We start from the raw sequence: 20,818 nt of genomic DNA, 5'->3' as shown, positions 1-20,818 counted from the left end.
CTGATATGTGGGGTGTGCGGGGCTGCGTTCAAGCGCCTTTGTTTCACGCCTGCGTGAGTCGGGCAAGCGCGGCATCCATCGCGGCGGCGGGCACCGCCAGCAGGCGCGGCGCTTCGGTGAAGAGGAGTGCCGCCGACACCTGCCTGCCGGGATAGAGCGGCTGCAGCAGGGCGCGGTAGAGCGCAAGCTGCACGACATAGGAAAGCGGTACTGCGTCGAGCGAAGCGGGTGCCGGCCGGTTGGTCTTGTAGTCGACGATCAGCACCTCGCTATCCGTCACCGCAAGGCGGTCGATCTTGCCGCTGACCTGGCGCTTCCTGCCCCTGACCGTCAGTTCGCCCATGACCGCCACCTCGGCGCGCGAACCCGGTGCGAAGATCGGCCCGAACCCGGCATGCTCGAGGATTTTCGCGACGGCGCCGAGCGCCTCGGCGCGCTCCGCCGGCGGCCAGTCGCCGGCCGCGCGTTCCAGATAGCGCTCGGCTGCGCCGGCGCGCTTTTCCGGCGCCAGCCCTGGCAGCATCTGCAGCAGCTTGTGCATGACCAGGCCGCGCTGGATGGCGAAGCCCGGCTCGTCGTCGCCGTCGAGCACCGGCGAGCGGTCCGAGACGACGGGCTCGCGGGCATCCTCGATCAGGATCGAGGCGCCGGAAGGGGACAGCGGGCGCGGCAGGTCGTCGTCGGGCGGCAGAGGGCCGAAAGCCGGCAGCGGCGGGAAAGAGGCGGCGGGCGCCGACGCCTGACGCTCGTCGGGGACGACGGCCGGTGCCTGCGTGGTGCGGAACCGGTGAACGGCTTCGCCGGTCACCGGTTGCGCAAGTTCCACGGTCTCGGGCGCGCCGAGCAGGGCGCGGGAAACGATCTGGTGCCAGGTGGCCGGGTTCTGCGCGCGCTTGCCGTGGTAGCCGCAGACGACTAGGCGGTCCTCGGCGCGCGTCATGCCGACATAGAGCAGGCGGCGGTATTCGTCGTCGGCGCGCTCTCTGGCGCGGCCGGCCGCCTCGCGCGAGAAGCCGTTCGCGACGTCGGTGCCCGAGCGCCAGAGATAGCCGGTGCCCTGCCAGCCGAGATGCTTCGTCTCGAAAGGCATCATCCGCGGCAGGTGCGAATCGCTGAAGGGCGCCGCGCCGCCATCGACCAGGAACACCACCGGCGCCTCAAGGCCCTTGGCGGCATGGACGGTCATGATGCGCACCTCGTCGCGGCCCTGGTCCATCTCTCGCTTGATCTCCGGACCGGCGCTTTCGAGCGTGACGAGGAAGGCCTCGATCCCGGGCAGGCCGGTGCGCTCCTCGGCGAGGCAGAAGCTCTGGAATTCGTCCAGAATGTCGCCGGCCTCGAGGCCGAGCCTCGCAATCATCTTGCGCCGCACGCCGTCGCGGCCGAGCGCGCCGGAATAGAACTCGAAGACCGGCTTGAAGGCGGCCTCGCCGGCCCATGCCTCGATCTGCGTGGCAATGTCCTGCAGGCCCGGGTCCGCAGCCGCACGCTCGCGCAGCGCAGCATCGAGCGACTGGCTCCTCGGGCGGTCGGCCGCGAGATCGAACAACGTCTCCTCGCTGACGCCGAAGATCGGGCTGCGCAGCACCGCGGCGAGCGACAGGTCGTCCTCCGGCTGGATCAGGAAGCGGCCGAGCGCGGCGAGGTCCTTGACCGCGATGTGGCCGGGCAGGCTCAGCCGGTCGGCGCCGGCGACCGGCACGTGCTTGTCCTTCAGGCTCTTGGCCAGCGCGTGGACGAAGCTGTCGCGCTTGCGCACCAGCACCATGACATCGCCGGGACGCAGCCTGCGGCCCTTGCCCTCGATGATGTCGCCTGAATCGAGCCAGTGCTTGATGGTCAGCGCGACGGTTTCGGCGACACGCACCGCGGGCGCGCGCGCGTGATCGACCGACTGCGTCCAGTCGTCCTCCTCCGGCACGGCTTCGGCTCCGAGCGAGGGCCACAGCTCGACATAGCCGGGCTCCTGGTCGCGGATGGCGCCGTGCTTGACGGGATCCGGGTCGTGCGAGATGCCGCGCCTCGCCTCCTCGCTGGCGAAGACCCGGTCGACGGCGTCGAGCACGTCGCTGGTCGAGCGGAAGGAAAGCGTCAGCCGCACGCGTTCGAAGCCTGCCTCGACGTCGCGGATGCGGCGCTGGAATTCGATGCCCGTCTCGGCAAAGGATTCCGGCGAGGCGCCCTGGAAGGAGTAGATCGACTGCTTCTCGTCGCCGACGGCAAAGACAGTGCGCAGCACGTCGTCGCGCGCTCCTTCGCCGGCAAAGAATTCTCCGGCGAGGCGCCGCACGACTTCCCACTGATCGGGGCTGGTATCCTGTGCCTCGTCGAGCAGGATGTGGTCGATGCCCTGGTCGAGCTTGTACTGTACCCAGGCGCCGGCGTCCTGGCGGGCGAGCAGCCGGACGGTGCGGGTGATCAGGTCGTTGAAATCGAGCAGGCCGCGCGCCGACTTCAGCTGCTCGTAGCGGCCGATCATCCAGTCGGCGACGACGAGCGCGGCGCGCGTGCCCTCCAGCATGCGGAAGAGCGTCAGCCTGTCCATCGCCTCGATGATCGCGGCGGCAGCTGCGGCGTAGCGCTCCGGCAGGTCCGGCATGGCGGCAAGCAGCGCCTTCTTGAACGCCTTGGTGGGGTCGTAGGGGTCGCCGTCAGCCTTCAGGAACCCCTTGGCGAAGTGCTTCAAACGCCGTTCCGGATCCGGCTCGGCAAAGCCGAGTGTGGCGTGCGGCAGGATGTTGTTGAGAACGCTGCGCGCATCGCGGGCTTCCGCCTCGGCGACAAAGCGCTCGAATTCCGACGGCGCGAAGCCGGGCAAGGGCCAGACGGCGCCGGCGATCTGCCCGGCCGTCTCGCCGGGCCGAAAACCGAACTCGTCGAAGAGCGGCGACTGCGGACCGGTGTCGCCCGACAGGCCCTCGTCGATGAAGGCGCGCAGGCCGTCCCTTCGCCGCACGATTTCCTGCAGCAGCAGGTCGAGCCCGAACTCGCCGCCGCGTTCCAGCACCGTCGCGAAGGCCTCGGCCAGACCGGCATTGCCGGCGACGGCGCCCGTCAGCATCTCGCGCCGCGCCATGGAGAACAGCATCTGCTCCATGCGCTGGTCGAGCATCTCGAACTGCGCGGCGATGTTGGCCTCGAGCGGGAACTGGTGCAGCACCGCCTCGCAGAAGGCGTGGATGGTCTGGATCTTCAGCCCGCCCGGCGTCTCCAGGGCCTCGGCGAAGAGCCGGCGCGCGGTGCGCAGCCTCGCCGCATCGGGTGCAATGCCCTCGAGCTCCAGGATCTTCTCGGCCAGCTTGGCGTCGTCGAGCATGGTCCATTCGGACAGACTCGAGAAGACGCGGTTCGACATGTTGGCAGCGGCGGCGCGCGTATAGGTGAGGCAGAGAATGCGCGACGGGTCGGTGCCCGACAGCAGCAGCCGGATGACGCGCTGCGCCAGCACATGCGTCTTGCCGGCGCCGGCATTGGCCGACACCCAGACCGAGTTCGTCGGGTCGGCGGCACTCGCCTGCAGCCGCGCCGTCTCGCCTGGCACCTGGCGCCTCGGGCCGCTCATTCGTCGCCGCCCTCCGCGTCGCCATCGCCGCCGGCCGACCATTCGAGCACACGCGCCAGATGATCGTATTCGCCATCGACCTCGCCGGCGCGGAACGGCAGGGCCCGCGATAGATAGCCGGCCTCGGGGTTCTGGTAGTGCAGCAGCAGCTTTTCCAGCCGCTCCCAGGCGTCCTCGGACAGCTCCTGCGCGCTGCGCAGGTTCTTGCCGTGCTTCAGGATCGACTCGGGATCCACTTCGCCGTCGGGCTTCAGCCTGACATAGAGCAGGTCGGCCGGCTCCAGGCTGCCGATGTCTTCGAAGGCGCCGCGCCTCAGCAGCGCGCCTTCGAGCGCCAGCTGGGGCGCCAGCAGCGTATGCGCCTGTCCCTTGGAGGGCGAGGAGCCGGTCTTGTAGTCGAGAATATCGGCGAGGCCGGAGGGCCTGAGGTCGATGCGGTCGGCATAGCCGGACAGGGTGACGCCGGATGCGCCGACGACAAGCTTGCCGGCGCGTGCCTCGGGCGCGCGGCGGAGCACGCCGTCGGCGCGCTCCCTCTCCCAGGCGATGATGGCATCGGCGAGCCGGTGGAAGCGTGGCCACCAGACCGCCTCGACATCCTCGGGCAACGCGATTTCGTCGAAGCATTCGCGTCCCTTAGCCAGCAAAACATCGAGAGCCGTCGCATCCCGCGGATCCACGCCGCTCGCTGAAAAGCGGTTCAGGATCTCGTGGAACAGCGTGCCGCGCTCGGCCGCGCCGGGGTCGCGCAGCAGAGGGTCGAGCGCCGACAACCTCAGCACCAGGCGGGCATAGATGGCGTAGGGGTCGCGGCGCAGCGTCTCGATCTGGGTGACCGAAAAATGCGTCGGCCGCTTGCCGACCGGCGGCTTCGGGTTGGGGCGCTTTGCGAAGCCGACATCGGGCGCTTCGTCGAGCGTGCGGCCCCAGGCGAGATACTTGCCGCCCCGCGCGCGCATGGCTTCGGTGGCGTCCTTGCCGGCGAAGGTCAGCAGTCGCTGCAGCCAGCGCGAGGCGACGGCCGGCGCCTCGCCGGCGCGCGCCGAGCGGGTCAGGATCACGTCGGGCGTGCCCATCGCCATCACCAAGTCATGCGCGGCCTGGCCGATGCGGCGCTCCGGCGGCTCCAGCGACAGGCCCGATTTCATGCTGCGCGACATGAAGCGGTCGGCCTCGGCGCGGCGCGGCCAGCTGCCCTCGTTGAGGCCGCCAATGACCAGCGTGTCGACGCTCTGCAGGCGCGCCTCGAGCGCGCCCCAGATGGCGATGCGGCGCTCGGCACCGGGCGCCGGCTTGACGGCTTCCGGGCCGATCAGGGCGGCGAGGATAGCCGGCCATTCGTCGGGCTCGAGGGCGAAGGGCGCGGTGGAAGCGACGAGGCTGCGCAGGAACTCGGCCAGCTTGTCGCCGGCATCGTCGGCGTAGAGGTCGAAAAGCCCGCCATCCTCGCCGCGTGCCAGCGCCTCGAGCGCCTGGACGGTGAGGCGCACCATGGCAACCAGGTCGAGCGATGCCTGACCGCGGCAGGCAGTCAGCGGCTCCACGGTCGCTACCAGCCTGGCAAGGACGTCCCGCGCCGAGGCGATGCGCGCCTCGGTGATGCGGGGCAGCCAGAAGGGCGGGCGCCCGTCGGCACCGGTCTCGGCGAACCGCGCTTCGAAGAGGTCGCCGAGGCTGGCGATATCGGGACGCCCCGTGCCACCGCGCAGCGCCACCAGTTCGATCGTCTCGGCGGCGTGGCGTACGGTCGATCGCATCATGCCCAGCGTCAGCAGCGGGTGCTTCAGCAAGGCAAGCACAGCGACCGGATCGCCCGGTTCGAAGGCCGCCTGCACGAGCAAGGTCAGCAGCGTCGCCGGCGGCGTCTTGGCGAGCGGCGTGCCGCCCGAATCGTCGGCGCGCACGCCGAAGCGCAGCAGTTCGGTGGAAACGCGGCGGGCGAGTTCGCGGTCGCCCGTGACCAGGGCGGCTCGGCGGCCGGGCTCTTCGACCGCCTCGCGCAGCGCGAGCGCGATGGCGACGGCCTCGTCGCGCTCGCGCGGCGCCTCGACGAGACTGACGCGCGACAGCGCTTCGGCAACGTCGGCATCGGGCAGGGCGGCACGGCGTTCCGCCCACTCGTCGGTCGTCTCCGCCGGACGAAGCGATTCCGACACCAGCGCGGCGCGCAGCGACAGCGCCGGCGTCGCGGCGCCGATCTCGGTGACGTCGGCGCGCGTCAGGCCGATGCGGCGCAGGAGTTTGGCGAGCCCGAACTGCGGATGCCCGAGGATGGCGGGACGCGGCATCTCGGCGGCCAGCACCGACCAGGCCCGCTCGTCGAGCGCGCGGTCGAGGCCGGGCAGCACCACCGCTCCCATCGGCAGGCGCGCAATCGCCGCCAGCAGCTCGGCGGTGGCGGGGATGGAGCCGGTCGAGCCGGCGGCGATGACCGGGCCGGCCGGCGGGTTGTTGCGCAGGCGCTCGGCCTCCAGCCGGATCAGCGCGTTGCGATGGGCGGCCGGGTTGGACTGCTGGCGGGCGGCGAGAAAATCCGGCCAGTGCTTGGTGACAATGCCGAGGAACTCGAGCGTCACCTGCCACCAGCCGGACAGGCTGTCGGGCGCGAGCCCGGCAAGGCCCTGCCAGCCTGCGCCCTCGGTCTCGATCTCGTCCATCAGCGCGGCGAGGTCGCGGGAAAGCCAGATGGCGTCGGCCGGCGAAGCGGGCACGACGACGGGTTCCTGGAAGAGCTGCGCGACATGGGCGGGGAGCCGCTGCTTCCAGGCGTGCACCAGCGGCGTGAGATAGAGCAGCCGGTCCAGCGCCGAGATCGGCGGCGCAAGCTCGAGCGGGGCGGAATCGTCCTCGCCGAAAACCGCCTCGTCCTCGTCGAACTCGCCGAGCGGCTTGACCACCGGCAGGATCGAGGCGCCGGCCGGCGCGCGGTCGGCAAAGATCGCCCGCAGCGCACGGGCGGCGCGGCGGGTCGGCACATAGATGGTGACGCCGGCAAGCGCCAGCGGATCGCCGTCGGCGGAAAAGCCCGGTACGAGCGCGCCAGACAGCAGGGAATCGGCCAGCGTCGGAAGGAAGGCGGCGCCGGGCGGGATCGAGACGACGCGAGGGTCGCTCATGCTCCTTCGGCCACCGCCGCCTCGGCAAGCGGAATGGCGTCCGGCGTGCCGACGGTGATCCAGCGGCCATCCATCTTCATGCCGTAGAGCCGTCCGGCCGCAATGGCGGCATCGAAATAGCGGTTGAGCGAAGCCGGCCCCTGCGGCGCACCGGCGAAGAGCGCCGGGTCGACGATCGCCGCACCGGCATAGATCAGTCCGTCCGGCGCGCCGGCGGCACGGCTGAGGCGGCCGTCTTCATCGACGACGAAGTCTGTGCCGCCGGAATGGCCGGTTGCGGAATCAAGGTCTGCCAGCATGAGCAGAATATCCATCTTCGTCGCATCCCAGGCAAGGGCGAGCCGGTCGAGGTTCGGCTTGCCACGGTCGAGCCAGAAGGTGTCGGCGTTGAGGATGTAGAAGGGCTCCGGCCCGAGCGCCGGCAGCGCCTTGACGATGCCGCCGGCCGAATCGAGCAGGCCGTCGCTCTCGTCGGAGATCACCGTCTGCGGCGCGGCGCGGCCCGCAAGATGATCGGCGATCTGGCGCGGCAGGTAGTGGACGTTGACGACGGCCGTGACGACGCCGGCGGCCTCCAGGCTGTCCAGGCCCCGGTCGAGCAATGTTCGCCCGGCAATCTCGACCAGCGGCTTGGGAATGGTGTCGGTGATCGGCCGCATGCGCTTGCCGAGCCCGGCAGCGAGCACCATGGCGACCTTCGGCTTCGCGTTCATGCCGCCCCTCCGGTAAGCCCATGCTCGCGATAGAACGCGCTCAACTCTGCGAGCGCCGGATGGACGAGCGCACGGTCGAGATAGGCGCGAATGCGCGGCAGGTGCTTGAGGTATGCCGGCTTGCCGTCGCGGCGGTCCAGCCGCACGAAGATGCCGAGGATCTTCGAATTTCGCTGCGCGGCCATGATGGCATAGGCCTCGGCAAAGGCCGCCTCGTCGAACCCACCAAGCGCCTGGCGCGCCGCCGCATAGGCGGCGAGCGTCGACGCCTCGACCTCGGGCGGCACCGTCACCCGGGCGTCCATGGCGAGCGAGGCGACGTCATAGGCGGCGGGACCCCAGAGCGCGTCCTGGAAGTCGATCAGGCCGAGACGGTCGTGACCCTGCAGCGCTTCGCGCCAGATCAGGTTCGGCGAATGATAGTCGCGCAGCACGAGCGTCGCCTCGGCATCATCGAGCCGGCTGATCAATCGGCTCCACACGTCGCGAAAGGCGTCCCTGACGGCTGCGTCGGGCAGGCTGCCGGTCATGTAGGGGAAGTACCACTCGACCAGCAGGTCGACCTCGATCAGCATGGCGTCGCGGTCGAAGGGCGGGATCGCGTGGACGATGCCGGGAGCCGCCTCGATCCGTCGGGGCCATGAGCGGGTGTGAAGCGCGGCCAGCAATTCAGCGGCGGCGGCATAGCGCTCCTGAATCGGCCGGCCTTCGGCATCGAGCACGCCCTCCGAACCGAGATCGGAGATCAGCAGAAAGCCCTGCGCCAGATCCTGCTCGACGATCTCGGGAACCGCAAAGCCCTCGGCGGCCAGCGCGCGGTCGATGGCGACGAAGGCGGCGACCGAGCGCGCGGTGTGGGCGATCTCGGCATAGGGCCGGCCGTCGCGCACCGGCGGGCCGAGCACCAGTTCCGGCGCGTTCATCAGGATCAGCGGGGACGGCCCCGCCAGTTTCTCGTAGGAGCGCGCGGAGGCATCGCCAGCAAAGTGAAGGCGGTGGGCATCGCCACGTCCGTGCGCCGCCAGGAAGTCGCGGGCAGCAAGCGAGCGCGCAATGCGCTCGAAGGCCGGGCCGCTTCCCGCCATCCGCGCCAGCCGGCCACCGGCTTCGTGCACGAGTTCGACCTGGACGGCGTCGGCTGGCAGGCGGTCGCCGGCGCGTTCCGGCCACTCCACAAGTGCTGCCCCGTCCGACAGCAGTTCGTCGAGACCGAGCTCATCGAGTTCGTCGGGCGAGGACAGGCGGTAGAGGTCGAGATGATGCACCGGCACGCGGGCTTCGTAGGACTGGACCAGCGTGAAGGTCGGGCTCGGCACGTCGAGCGCCGGATCTTCCGCCATCGCCCGGATCAGGCCGCGCGCCAGTGTGGTCTTGCCGGCGCCGAGATCGCCCGACAGCGCCAGGAGGTCGCCCGGCCGCAGCGCCATGGCAAGGTCCTCGCCGAGCCGCGTCGTGGCGTCCTCGTCGGCCAGAAAGCGTTCCAGCACCCGGTTCGCGGCCACCGCTGCGATCACTCGGCGGCTTCGCGCATGCCGGCAGGCTTGACCGGGAACAGGCAGATCACCGTGGTGCCGACATTTTCGGCGGTCTCGATGCGCACGCTGCCGCCATGCAGTTCCACGAAGCTTTTTACGATCGACAGGCCGAGGCCGGCGCCGCGGCGGCGGCCGCCATTGCTGCGCGGCTCGAAGCGGCGGAACACGGTGTCGAGCACCTCGGGCGGAATGCCTGGGCCGTCGTCATGCACGGAGAATTCGGTGCCGATCTCCAGCTGGCGGCACGACAGGGTGATGGAGCTGCCGTCGGGCGCGTAGTTCACCGCGTTCGAGAGCAGGTTGTAGAGTATCTGGCGGACGCGGATCTCGTCGCCGTGGAAGGTTTCCGGCGCCATGGCCGTCTCGAGTTTCAGCTCGATGCGGTGCTCGCCGAGGCGATCGGCAATCAGTTCGGCGGCGGCCTCGATGGTCTGGCCGACGCGGACCTCGGAAATGTCGAGCTCCATGATACCGGCGTCGACGGTGGCAAGGTCGAGGATGTCGTTGACGATGGTCAGGAGCACCGAGGAAGAGGTGCCGATATGCTCGAGATATTCGCGCTGGCGCGGCTGCAAGGGCCCGGTCTCGGGCAGCGAAAGAAGCTCGGTGAAGCCGATGATGTTGGTCAGCGGCGAGCGCAGCTCGTAGGAGACGTGCTGGACGAAATCGTTCTTCAGCTGGTCCGCCCGCTGCAGCGCGTCGTTCTTCTCTTCCAGCGCGCGCTCGATGTTGACCCGGTCGGTGACGTCGACAAAGGTCATCATCACCTGGCCGTTGGGCAGGTGGATCACCGCGTAGCGCAGCACCGTGCCGTTGAGGAGCTCGGCCTGGCCTCTGCGGTCGTGGCGTTCCTCGTCGAAGCCGGTGACGGAGGCGACGAAGCCCGGCCAGGGGCTGTCCTTCACCAGCGGTTCGCATTGCGCGCGGATGGCGGAGATGTGGGTCTTCTGTTCGACGACATCGGGCGACAGGTGCCAGAGCGCGTTGAAGGCCGGGTTGGACAGGCGGATGCGGCCGTCGGGACCGAACACGGCGACGCCTTCGGCCAGATTGTCGAGCGTCTCGCCCTGCACGCGCACCGCCGTGGTGTAGCGGCTCTCGAGATCCATCTTCTCGGTCAGGTTCTCGAACACCCAGGTGACGCCGCCCTTGGGCTGCGGATTGGCGACGACGCGGATGGTGCGGCCATCGGGCAGGTGCCACCAGTGAACCTGCGATTCCACCGAGCGATAGGCCGCCAGCAGGTTTTCCTTCCAGCGCCGCCATTCCGGCTGCTCGGCGATCTTGCCCTCGCTGCGCAGCCTGTCGATCATCAGCGCATTGTCCGGCGCGCTCGACAGGAAGCCGTGATCGAAATCCCAGAGCTTCTGGAAGGCCTGGTTGAAGAAGCGCAGCTTCTCGCTGCTGTCGAAGATGGCGACCGCCGTGGTTAGCTGGTCGAGCGTGTCGGCATGGCTCTGCACCATGCGCTCGTATTCGGCGCGGGTCGCCTCGATCTCGCTCTTGTCGAGCGCAATGCCGGCCGAGCCCTGCGCACCGGCAAAGTCGGTGACGGCAAAGACACGGCGGTCGCCGGCAATCACGGTCGAGAGTTGCTGCTGGAAGACCGGCCGCGAGGCGTGGTGCAGGGCGATCGCCTCGCGCGCCTGCGTGCCCAAGAATTCCTTGTTCTCGCTGATGGCGGCGTCGCGGTCGGCCGCCTCGACCGCTGCGGCATAGGCGCGGTTGACCCAGCGCAGCTCGCCGTCCGACGACCTGATCCAGAACGGCATGTCGAGGGAATCGATGAGGCCGAGCATGCTCTCGCGGTCGTTGACCAGACGCTGGTTGTCGATGCGAAGACGTGCCTGCAGGCGCTGCTGCTCGGACAGCGAGACGAAGCGCACGATCACATGCGAGGCGCTCTTGCGGCCCTGCACCTCGAGCGGCGCGCCGCTATGCGTCTCAACGACGATGTCGAAGGCCGTCGCCTTCTCGCGCAGCGCGGCGATGGCGTTTTCGAGGGCAGCGGCGGACCGCGCCGTCAGCCAGCGGCCGAAGGCCAGGAAGGCGGCGCGCTCTTCCGGCGCACCGGACTCGACCGGCAGGGCGCCGATCAGCTCGGGCTTGCGGTTGTCGTTGCTCCAGACGATGACGCGCAGGTCGCGCAGGTTGAGCAGGGCGTCCGAACGCTGGACCGCGGCGTTGAGGTCGGCGATCCGGCCGCGCAACTCGACATTCTCGTTGGCGGTGCGGGCGCGTTCCCGAATGAGGAAGATGGCCGAGATCAGCGCGGCGCCCATGGCGCCGGCGAACATCGCCAGCTGCATGACCTCGACCGTGTTGAAGGCGAACAGCGATTTGGCCGACGCGCTCTGCGCATGCGCTACGGTCGGCGCGAACAGGCATGTCGCGGCGGAGGCGGCCAGCAGCCGCTTCGACGCGCGCAAAGCCCCGCTATGGGAACCGCCGGCACCCTTGGACGGCAGCCCCTCTCCGGAATCCGTATCGCCGCCGGAATCGGCTTTTCCCGCCCGAAGCGGGTTTTCCCCCGGCATGTCCTGTTTCCTCTCCGCCGCCTGACCGCAAGGCCGCCCGATGCGCTCTCCGGTCCATTGCCGCCGGAGCGGAGGCGCCGCGAATCACCCACCATAACGCCTGCGCGAATCGGCGTGAAGAAGCTTGCGCCGCAAAAAGTAAGGCCGGACAGTTTGTCAACTGCCCGGCCTCAATATCTGGTAGTAGAACGCGCTATGGTTAATAGCGATAGTGTTCCGGCTTGAAAGGACCCTGCGGCGTGACACCGATATAGGCGGCCTGCTCGCCCGACAGTTCGGTCAGCCTGGCGCCCAGCTTGTCGAGATGAAGGCGTGCGACCTTTTCGTCGAGGTGCTTGGGCAGGACATAGACTTCGTTCTTGTAGTTCTCGCCGCGGACATAAAGCTCGATCTGCGCCAGCACCTGGTTGGTGAAGGAAGCCGACATCACGAAGCTCGGGTGGCCGGTGGCGTTGCCGAGGTTGAGCAGACGGCCCTCCGACAGCAGGATCATGCGCTTGCCATCCGGGAAGGTGATCATGTCGACCTGCGGCTTGACGTTGGTCCATTTCAGGTTGCGCAAAGAGGCGACCTGAATCTCGTTGTCGAAATGGCCGATATTGCCGACGATCGCCATGTCCTTGAACTTGCGCATGTGATCGATGGTCACGACGTCCTTGTTGCCGGTCGTGGTGATGATGATGTCGGCTGTGGGTGCCGCATCCTCGAGCGTCACCACCTCGAAACCGTCCATCGCCGCCTGCAGGGCGCAGATCGGATCGACCTCGGTGACCTTGACGCGGGCGCCCGCACCGCTCAGCGATGCGGCCGAGCCCTTGCCGACGTCGCCATAGCCGCACACGACCGCGACCTTGCCAGCCATCATCACGTCGGTGCCGCGGCGGATGCCATCGACCAGCGATTCCTTGCAGCCATACTTGTTGTCGAACTTCGACTTGGTGACGCTGTCATTGACGTTGATCGCCGGGAAGGGCAGCAGGCCCTTCTTCTGCAACTGGTAGAGACGGTTGACGCCCGTGGTGGTTTCCTCAGTAACGCCGCGGATCGCTGCCTTCTGCTTGGCGAAGAAGCCGGGCGTGGCGGCCAGGCGCTTCTTGATCTGGGCGTAGAAGTACTCCTCTTCCTCGCTGGTCGGCTTTGACAGGACATCCTCGCCGGCCTCGGCGCGGGCGCCGATCAGGATGTACATGGTGGCATCGCCGCCATCGTCGAGGATCATGTTCGACGTGCCGCCGTCGGTCCACTGGAAGATCTGGTCGGTGTAGGCCCAGTATTCCTCGAGCGACTCGCCCTTGACCGCGTAGACCGGGATGCCGGCATCCGCGATGGCGGCCGCGGCGTGGTCCTGGGTCGAGAAGATGTTGCAGGAGGCCCAGCGCACATCGGCGCCGAGTGCCTTCAGCGTTTCGATGAGCACCGCCGTCTGGATGGTCATGTGCAGCGAGCCTGAGATGCGCGCGCCCTTCAGCGGCTTGTCGCTGCCGAACTCCTCGCGGCAGGCCATCAGGCCCGGCATCTCGGTTTCGGCGATCTCGATCTCCTTGCGGCCCCAGCCGGCGAGCGAGATATCTGCGACGTGGTAGTCCTTGGCCATGCTTGTGCTCCGCATTGCGTGATTGGTGCGTTTCGGCGCGCCTGCCCGGAGGACAAAAGGGCGCGCAAATGTGGGCCGTGACTAGCAGATCACGCCCAGATCGACAATGGGATATAAAGAAATCTTTATTCGTGCATATGCCTGAAGATCAGGCTTCCTCGCCGAAGCGGGTGGCAACGAGTTCCTCGATCGCCGCCATGGCCTTCTCGGCTTCAGGGCCGCTGGCAGTGACGCGCACCGAGCAGCCGGGACTGGCCGCCAGCATCATCAGGCCCATGATCGAGGTGCCGCCGACGCGGGTACCGTCCTTCTCGACATGGATGCTGGCGTCGAAGGAGCCTGCGACCTGGACGAACTTGGCGGAAGCGCGGGCATGCAGGCCGCGCTGATTGACGATCATGAGATCGCGCTCGATCAGGCCATCGGCTGACGGCGCGTCGCTCATTTGGTCGCCAGGAGCTGGCTGGCGACGTTGATGTATTTCCGCCCCGCGGCCTGGGCCTGCTCGACGGCGGTCGCCAGATCGCCGGTCTTGCGCACGCTGGACAGCTTGATCAGCATCGGCAGGTTCATGCCAGCGATGACCTCGATGTGTCCCGACTCCATGACGGAGATGGCGAGGTTGGACGGGGTTCCGCCGAACATGTCGGTGAGCACGACCACGCCCGAGCCGTTGTCGACGCGCGCCACGGCCTCGACGATGTCCTGCCGGCGGCGCTCCATGTCGTCGTCGGCGCCGATCGCTACCGATTCAAAATTTTCCTGAGGGCCGACGACGTGTTCCACGGCGTTGCGGAACTCCTCGGCCAGTCGACCGTGCGTTACGAGCACGAGTCCGATCATGCTTCCCTGGCTCCCGTCATCGTCCGTTCACCGGCTTCACGAATATTTCGCCCCAGCCGGAGTATCCGGCTGACGGGAGCGCAATCTTGTCGACCGACGAAGCGTTGACAAGCCCAAAAGTGTCTCGGTGCAAGCCATTTTGACGCATTGCAGCATTCATTTCCGTTCATAAGCCGTCAAAAGGCGGCAAGGAAAGGCTTGCCGCTACGGCAAGAAGCGCGGCCTGCCGGTCTCCCGCGGCGAGCGCCAGGAAGGCCAGTTCGCAGCCTGCCAGAATGGTGGTCTGGCTGTCCGGATAGCGGGGCGCCACCTGCGGCGCGACCAGTTTCACAAGCAGGTCGATGCGGGCAGCCGGCTCGACATCCAGCCGCGCCGGACCGTAGCCGCGCACCTCGGCCAGGCCAAGGATCGTCTTCGGCGCCGTGCAGCAGAGGCGGCCGTCGAATGCGGAAAGAAACAGCTGGTCGTCGCCGACGAGGCGGCCAAACAGGCCGAAATTCAGGGCGTGGCCGACCAATGCCAACGCCAGCCCGGTCTTGCCCGATCCGGGCTCGCCGGTGATCAGCACGCCGCGATCACCAAGCACGACGGCGCTGGCATGGATGTTGTCAGCCATTTCGGGTGACCGGCCTAGCCGTCGGCCGGAAGCGTGACGGTGAAGCGCGCGCCGCGGATCTCGCCGGGCTTGCCGCCCATGATATTCTCGGCCGTCAGAGTACCGCCATGTGCCTCGACGATCTGCCTGCTGATCGACAGGCCGAGGCCGGAGTTCTGGCCGAAGGCCTCGCCGGACGGACGGTCGGTGTAGAAGCGCTCGAAGATGCGCTCGACGCTCTCGGCCCGGATGCCCGGACCATTGTCGTCGACATTGAGGATGATGCGCTTGCCGGCACGCGCCAATGAAATCGTGATCCGTCCCGTCTCCTCCGGCACGAAGGAACGCGCATTCTCGATCAGGTTGGTGATGACCTGGCCAAGGCGCAGATCGTGGCCGACGACCATGAAGCTCTTGGCCGCGCCCTTGTCAGGCTTGAAATCGATCTCGACGACCTTCCGGTGACGGCCGGAATCGCGCGACACGGCGACGAGGTCGGCGACGAATTTCTTCAGGTCCATGCGGCCGGCGTCCTCACGCGCCAGTTCGGCGTCGAGGCGCGAGGCATCGGAAATGTCGGTAATCAAGCGGTCGAGCCGGCGCACGTCGTGCTGGATGATCTCCATCAGCCGGCCGCGCGACACGTCGGTCTTGGCGATCGGCAGCGTCTCGACGGCACTGCGCAGCGAAGTCAGCGGATTCTTCAGCTCGTGGCTGACGTCGGCGGCGAAACTCTCGATGGCCTCGATACGGGCATAGAGGGCATTGGTCATGTCGCGCACGGCGACGGAGAGGTTGCCGATTTCGTCCTGGCGGTCGGAAAAATCGGGGATCTCCTCACGGTTCTTGACGCCGCGGCGCACCCTGACGGCGGCGGCGGCAAGCCGGCGCAGCGGTTGCGCGATTGTCGAGGCGAGCATCACCGACAGAAGCACGTTGACCAGCGCCGCGACGCCGAAGACGCGCAGGATGGCCTTGCGTTCGGCGGCGACGATCTTGTCGATGTCGCCGCCCTGCGTCGACAGCATCAGCACGCCGAGCACGGCGCGGAAGCGCTGCACCGGCACGGCGACCGAGACGATCTGCTCGCCCTGTTCGCTGATGCGCACCACGGTCGAGGGAATGCCGGTCAGCGCGTTCATGACTTCCGGGAAGGCAGCGCCGTTGCCACCCGGCTGCTCGCGATAGATCGGCAGGTCGGTGCGGCGGAAGAACTCGGCGATGAAGCGCTGGATGTGGTCGAGGATGCCGGGCACCTCCTCGTCGACGGAGGGCAGGTCGTAGCGCAGGATCTGGCCGCGCGAATAGAGATGGCGCGAATCGAGCAGCAGGTTGGCGTCGCGGTCGTAGATGCGGGCTCGCGTCCGGGTCGGCGAGATCAGCCGCCGCAGGACCGGGGCCACACGCTCGGGGTTGATCGGGAAATCGAGGCTGTCGAGCTGGTCGGAGCCGGGGCCAAGACTTTCGCCGGCCTGCAGCTCGAGCAGTTTCTCGGGATCGATGGAGATGGAATCCGTCTCGATCGTTGCCGAGGCGGCGATGGCGCCAGCGATGATCTCGCCCTGCGTCATCAGGCTCTCGACGCGCGCTTCGATCAGGCCGTCGCGAAACTGGTTGAGATAGAGGATGCCGACGACCAGCACACAGAGCGCGGCCAGGTTGAGGAACAGGATGCGGCGCGTCAGGCTCGAAAAGATGTAGTGGCCGAGAAAGCGCTGCAGCCGGACCTTCGCCCGGCCGAGCGAGGAAGCACGCCCCTTGGCCGACCGTTTCGCAACGGCCGGACTGTTCTTGAGCTCCGCTTCCATGGCCATAAGGCAGGGGTCCCCGGTTTACGCCTCGCGAAACCGGTAGCCCACTCCATAGAGCGTTTCGATCATCTCGAAATCGTCATCGACCTGCTTGAACTTCTTGCGCAGGCGCTTGATGTGGCTGTCGATGGTCCGGTCGTCGACATAGACCTGTTCATCATAGGCCGAATCCATCAGCGCATCACGGCTTTTTACGACTCCGGGCCGCTGGGCCAGCGAGTGCAGGATGAGAAACTCCGTCACGGTCAGCGTCACGGGCTCGCCGCGCCAGGTGCAGGTGTGGCGCTCCTGATCCATGACGAGCTGGCCGCGCTCCAGCGAGCGGGCCTGCTGGTTCGGCGTCTTGGCCGTGGCTTCGCGCGTGCTGGCGCGCCGCAGCACGGCCTTGACGCGCTCGACCAGAAGGCGCTGCGAGAAGGGTTTGCGGATGAAATCGTCGGCGCCCATCTTGAGGCCGAAGAGCTCGTCGATCTCGTCGTCCTTGGAGGTCAGGAAGATCACCGGCAGGTCGGTCTTCTGGCGCATGCGGCGCAGAAGCTCCATGCCGTCCATGCGCGGCATCTTGATGTCGAGGATGGCGAGGTTCGGCGGGCGCGCGGCCAGCCCTTCCAGCGCGGACGCCCCGTCGGTGTATGTCTCGACCCTGTAGCCCTCGGATTCCAGGGCAATCGAAACCGACGTCAGAATGTTGCGGTCGTCATCGACAAGCGCGATCGTTGCCATATCAAGCGGCTCCCTCATGAGCGGGTGTCCCTTCCTGCTTCGAGAAGCCGGCAGATGCGGGACAAATTGGGTACAAATTGTGGCACACATGCCGGTCGGGCCACAAGCGAGTGCGGCGAACTGCCCTACAGGCTCGGCAACCCGGACTCCATCGCACGAGTGCCGCCACCAACCGGTTCCCACCGGCCTAAAATTTGTGCAGCCAACAACATATAAACGATTTAAACAGAATTTAAAATCTTTAAATCGATTAATGATTTGATATCACTTGGCTTTTCTGTTTTCGGGAACCTGCGCGTCATCGGGAGAACATGGCGCGTTCAACGAAGCCCAGAGACAGCCGAGGCTCGCCATGACTGACGCCGGAATTCGCAACCCAGACTTCGGGATCGACAAGGTCGGCCTGAGCACCTCTGGAACCGTGCATTACAATTTTTCCGCACCGGCGCTCTACGAGCACGCGATCGCGCGTTGCGAGGCCCGACTCACCGCAGGCGGGGCGCTTGTCGCGCTGACCGGGCAGCACACCGGCCGCTCCCCGAAGGACAAGTACATCGTGCGCGACGCCAGGACGGCGCCAAGCGTCTGGTGGGACAACAACAAGCCGATGGAGCCCGAGGCCTTCGAGCGCCTGCACGCCGACTTCCTGGCGCATGCGGCCGACCGCGACCTGTTCGTGCAGGATCTTATCGGCGGCGCCGACGCGGCAAGCAGCCTGCCGACGCGCGTCGTGACCGAATACGCCTGGCATTCGCTGTTCATCCGCAACCTGCTGATCCGGCCGGAACGCGACGCGCTGGCTGGCTTCGAGCCGCGCATGACGATCATCGACCTGCCCTCGTTCCGCGCCGACCCGGCGCGCCACGGCACTGGCTGCGAGACCGTCATCGCCATCGACCTGACGCGCATGATCGTGCTGATCGGCGGCACGGCCTATGCCGGCGAGATGAAGAAGGCGGTGTTCACCGCGCTCAACTACCTGCTGCCCGAGAGCGGCGTGATGCCGATGCACTGCTCGGCCAATGTCGGCCCCGACGGCGACGCCGCCGTGTTCTTCGGCCTGTCGGGCACCGGCAAGACGACATTGTCGGCCGACCCGTCGCGCACGCTGATCGGCGACGACGAGCATGGCTGGGGCGAGGACGGCATCTTCAACTTCGAAGGCGGCTGCTACGCCAAGACGATCCGCCTTTCGGCCGAGGCGGAGCCCGAGATCTTCGCAACCACGCAGCGCTTCGGCACGGTGCTCGAGAATGTCGTGCTCGACGACGAGCGTCGGCCCGACTTCGACGACGGCTCGCTGACCGAGAACACGCGCTGCGCCTATCCGCTCGATTTCATCCCCAATGCCAGCACGACCGGCCGCGCCGGCCATCCGAAGACCGTCATCATGCTGACCGCCGACGCCTTCGGCGTGATGCCGCCGATCGCCAGGCTCACCCCGGCGCAGGCCATGTACCACTTCCTGTCGGGCTACACCGCCAAGGTGGCCGGGACGGAACGCGGCGTCAGCGAGCCGGAGGCAACCTTCTCGACCTGCTTCGGCGCGCCCTTCATGCCGCGCCATCCGTCGGAGTACGGCAGCCTGCTCAAGCAGCTCATCGCCGGTCACGGCGCCGCCTGCTGGCTGGTCAATACCGGCTGGACCGGCGGCGCCTACGGCACCGGCCGGCGCATGCCGATCAAGGCGACGCGCGCACTGCTGGCGGCGGCCCTCGACGGTTCGCTCAACCAATCCGAGTTCCGCACCGATCCGCATTTCGGCTTTGCCGTTCCGGTGGCCCTTCCCGGCATCGAGCGCGCCATTCTCGATCCGCGTTCGACCTGGGGTGACCGGTCTGCCTACGACCGCCAGGCGGAGCGGCTGGTCGGCATGTTCATCGACAATTTTGAAAAGTTCGAAAGCCATGTCGACGCCGCCGTCCTGGGTGCTGCGCCGCGCACGCAGATCGCCGCCGAATAGGCAGCCTGCTTCGTTTACTGAAAGGCCCGGCGCTGCCGGGCCTTTTCTTTTTGCCGCTTCCGCGCCATCACTGCGCCATGGCCGCCGACGAACCCATCACCATCTCGCATGAAGCCGTGATCCACGAGGCCGACCTCGAGGAGAACTTCATCCGCTCGTCCGGTCCCGGCGGCCAGAACGTCAACAAGGTGGCGACCGCGGTGCAGCTGCGCTTCGATGCCCGCAACGCCGCCGGCCTGTCGGAGCGGGTGCGCGCGCGGGCGCTCAAGCTCGCCGGCCAGCGCGCCACCAAGGAGGGCGTCATCGTCATCGAGGCGGGGCGCTATCGCACGCAGGAGCAGAACCGGGCCGACGCCCGCACCCGGCTGACGGAGCTGGTGGCCAAGGCCGCCGAGCCGCCGCCGCCGCCGCGCAAGAAGACGCGGCCGACCAAGGGGTCGGTCGAGCGGCGGCTGAAAAGCAAGGCCGGACGCTCGACCGTGAAGAAGCTGCGCGGCCGGGTCAGCGACGACTGACGACGCTTCCTGCTTTCAATTCCGGTCCCCGAATGCGAAAGTCGGCGGGGAAAAAACGCAAAGGAGACCCGCCTGATGGGCATATTCGATTTCGTGAAAAGCGTCGGCAACAAGCTTGGATTCGGCGATGACGACGAGGCGACCTCGGCCAAGGCGCTGAAGAAGGAGCTCGATTCGCACAAGCTCGGCACCGAAAAGGTCGAAGTCGAGGTCAAGGGAGACACGGCGATCCTGAAGGGAGTCGTCGCCGACCAGTCGGTGTTCGAAAAGGCAATCGTTGCGATCGGCAACGCTCGGCGTCTCCAAGGTGCAGGCCGACGAATTGAACATCGTGGCTCCCGACTCCGGCCTGAAGCTCGATGACGGCATCGACATGACCGAGCTCGTCAAGGCGTCGACGCCAGCCAAGCAGCCGAAGTTCTACACGGTCAAGAAGGGCGACAACCTGTCCAAGATCGCCCAGGAGGTCTACGGCAAGGCGTCCAAGTACCCGGTGATCTTCGAGGCCAACAAGCCGATGCTGACGCATCCGGACAAGATCTACCCCGGCCAGTCACTGCGCATACCGGAACTCGCCGAGGCCTGATTGCCCCCGGACAATCCTATCCTATCTCTGGACGGCGGCCCTCGCGGCCGCCGTTTCTCGTTCAGGGCCCTGTCGGCCGAAAGGTGAAGCATGCTGGTTCTGCCGAAAGGCGTCAGGCACATTCCCGGCCATCTCGACCGCGCGGCGCAGGAAGCGCTGGTCGAGGAGGTGCGCGCCGTGGTCCAGGCAGCCCCGCTCTACGTGCCCGCGATGCCGCGCACCGGCAAGGAAATGAGCGTGCGCATGACCAATTGCGGCGCGCTCGGCTGGGTTACCGACAAGGAGCGCGGCTACCGCTACCAGGCCACCCATCCGGTGACCGGCGAGCCCTGGCCGCCTATTCCCGAAGCGCTGCTGCGCCTGTGGGACGCCGTCTCTGGTCACCCGCAGCCGCCGCAGGCCTGCCTCGTCAATTTCTATGCCGACACGGCGAAGATGGGCCTGCACCAGGACCGCGACGAGGCCGACCTCTCGGCACCGGTCGTGTCGGTGTCGCTCGGCGACGCCTGCCTGTTCCGCGTCGGCGGCACCAGCCGGGGCGAGCGCACCATGTCGTTCCGGCTGGAGAGCGGCGACGTCGTCATCCTCGGCGGCGAGGGGCGCCTCGCTTTCCACGGCGTGGACCGCATCTACCCGTCTACCTCGGCGCTGCTGAAGAATGGCGGCAGGATCAATCTGACGCTCAGGCGGGTGACAAAGGATGCATGAACGGCTTCCCGCCTGCT

Annotated in this window: 14 protein-coding genes and 1 pseudogene; 4 read left to right on the top strand and 11 right to left on the bottom strand. The window is 67.5% G+C overall.

Annotated features, from left to right (window positions below):
- Nucleotides 1-43 precede the first annotated feature (43 nt).
- The 11 genes from addA to ACT2BZ_RS07230 form a co-directional block, all read right to left on the bottom strand.
- On the bottom strand, nucleotides 44-3,562 hold the full coding sequence (gene addA / locus ACT2BZ_RS07280) for a double-strand break repair helicase AddA (RefSeq protein ID WP_457940188.1): 3,519 nt from the start codon (nucleotides 3,560-3,562) through the stop codon (nucleotides 44-46).
- Complete coding sequence (gene addB, locus ACT2BZ_RS07275; protein WP_457940187.1) at nucleotides 3,559-6,678, bottom strand: double-strand break repair protein AddB; 3,120 nt, start codon at nucleotides 6,676-6,678, stop codon at nucleotides 3,559-3,561. The genes addA and addB overlap by 4 nt, the downstream gene beginning before the upstream one ends.
- A complete protein-coding gene (locus tag ACT2BZ_RS07270; protein ID WP_457940185.1) occupies nucleotides 6,675-7,391 on the bottom strand; it encodes a nucleotidyltransferase family protein in 717 nt (238 codons plus the stop codon). The genes addB and ACT2BZ_RS07270 overlap by 4 nt, the downstream gene beginning before the upstream one ends.
- On the bottom strand, nucleotides 7,388-8,905 hold the full coding sequence (gene tsaE / locus ACT2BZ_RS07265) for a tRNA (adenosine(37)-N6)-threonylcarbamoyltransferase complex ATPase subunit type 1 TsaE (RefSeq protein WP_457940184.1): 1,518 nt from the start codon (nucleotides 8,903-8,905) through the stop codon (nucleotides 7,388-7,390). Before tsaE ends, ACT2BZ_RS07270 begins: the two co-directional genes overlap by 4 nt.
- Nucleotides 8,902-11,463, bottom strand: coding sequence for an ATP-binding protein (locus ACT2BZ_RS07260; RefSeq protein ID WP_457940183.1), 2,562 nt, complete (start codon nucleotides 11,461-11,463; stop codon nucleotides 8,902-8,904). Before ACT2BZ_RS07260 ends, tsaE begins: the two co-directional genes overlap by 4 nt.
- A 199-nt stretch (nucleotides 11,464-11,662) precedes the next feature.
- Nucleotides 11,663-13,057: an adenosylhomocysteinase gene (gene ahcY, locus ACT2BZ_RS07255; protein ID WP_457940182.1), complete on the bottom strand. Its 1,395-nt coding sequence runs from the start codon at nucleotides 13,055-13,057 to the stop codon at nucleotides 11,663-11,665.
- A gap of 148 nt (nucleotides 13,058-13,205) precedes the next feature.
- A complete protein-coding gene (locus ACT2BZ_RS07250; protein WP_457940181.1) occupies nucleotides 13,206-13,502 on the bottom strand; it encodes an HPr family phosphocarrier protein in 297 nt (98 codons plus the stop codon).
- Nucleotides 13,499-13,900: a PTS sugar transporter subunit IIA gene (locus ACT2BZ_RS07245; protein WP_457940180.1), complete on the bottom strand. Its 402-nt coding sequence runs from the start codon at nucleotides 13,898-13,900 to the stop codon at nucleotides 13,499-13,501. Before ACT2BZ_RS07245 ends, ACT2BZ_RS07250 begins: the two co-directional genes overlap by 4 nt.
- 166 nt (nucleotides 13,901-14,066) lie before the next feature.
- The gene (locus ACT2BZ_RS07240; RefSeq protein ID WP_457940179.1) at nucleotides 14,067-14,516 is read right to left on the bottom strand and encodes an HPr kinase/phosphorylase; all 450 of its coding nucleotides are present in this window, start codon (nucleotides 14,514-14,516) and stop codon (nucleotides 14,067-14,069) included.
- A 14-nt stretch (nucleotides 14,517-14,530) separates the two neighbouring features.
- Entirely contained in the window at nucleotides 14,531-16,309 is a 1,779-nt protein-coding gene (locus ACT2BZ_RS07235; protein WP_457940177.1) for a stimulus-sensing domain-containing protein, read from the bottom strand.
- A gap of 18 nt (nucleotides 16,310-16,327) precedes the next feature.
- A complete protein-coding gene (locus ACT2BZ_RS07230) occupies nucleotides 16,328-17,029 on the bottom strand; it encodes a response regulator transcription factor (protein ID WP_457940176.1) in 702 nt (233 codons plus the stop codon).
- 352 nt (nucleotides 17,030-17,381) lie between these two features.
- Between ACT2BZ_RS07230 and ACT2BZ_RS07225 the strand changes: the two genes are divergently transcribed.
- The 4 genes and pseudogenes from ACT2BZ_RS07225 to ACT2BZ_RS07210 all read left to right on the top strand — a co-directional run bounded on the left by ACT2BZ_RS07225 (nucleotide 17,382) and on the right by ACT2BZ_RS07210 (nucleotide 20,801).
- Nucleotides 17,382-18,992 carry a phosphoenolpyruvate carboxykinase gene (locus ACT2BZ_RS07225; protein ID WP_457940175.1) on the top strand — a complete coding sequence of 537 codons (1,611 nt, stop codon included), beginning with the start codon at nucleotides 17,382-17,384 and terminating at the stop codon, nucleotides 18,990-18,992.
- Between the two features lie 77 nt (nucleotides 18,993-19,069).
- Nucleotides 19,070-19,507: an alternative ribosome rescue aminoacyl-tRNA hydrolase ArfB gene (gene arfB, locus ACT2BZ_RS07220; RefSeq protein ID WP_457940174.1), complete on the top strand. Its 438-nt coding sequence runs from the start codon at nucleotides 19,070-19,072 to the stop codon at nucleotides 19,505-19,507.
- A 75-nt stretch (nucleotides 19,508-19,582) separates the two neighbouring features.
- Nucleotides 19,583-20,093: pseudogene (lysM, locus tag ACT2BZ_RS07215) on the top strand (peptidoglycan-binding protein LysM).
- Nucleotides 20,094-20,183: 90 nt separating this feature from the next.
- Nucleotides 20,184-20,801, top strand: coding sequence for an alpha-ketoglutarate-dependent dioxygenase AlkB family protein (locus tag ACT2BZ_RS07210; RefSeq protein WP_457940173.1), 618 nt, complete (start codon nucleotides 20,184-20,186; stop codon nucleotides 20,799-20,801).
- Nucleotides 20,802-20,818 lie beyond the last annotated feature (17 nt).

It is taken from the genome of Mesorhizobium sp. 10J20-29 (assembly GCF_054130485.1).
The sequence above is the reverse complement of the archived record's forward strand: the minus strand, read 5'-3'. Positions and strand labels throughout refer to the sequence as shown.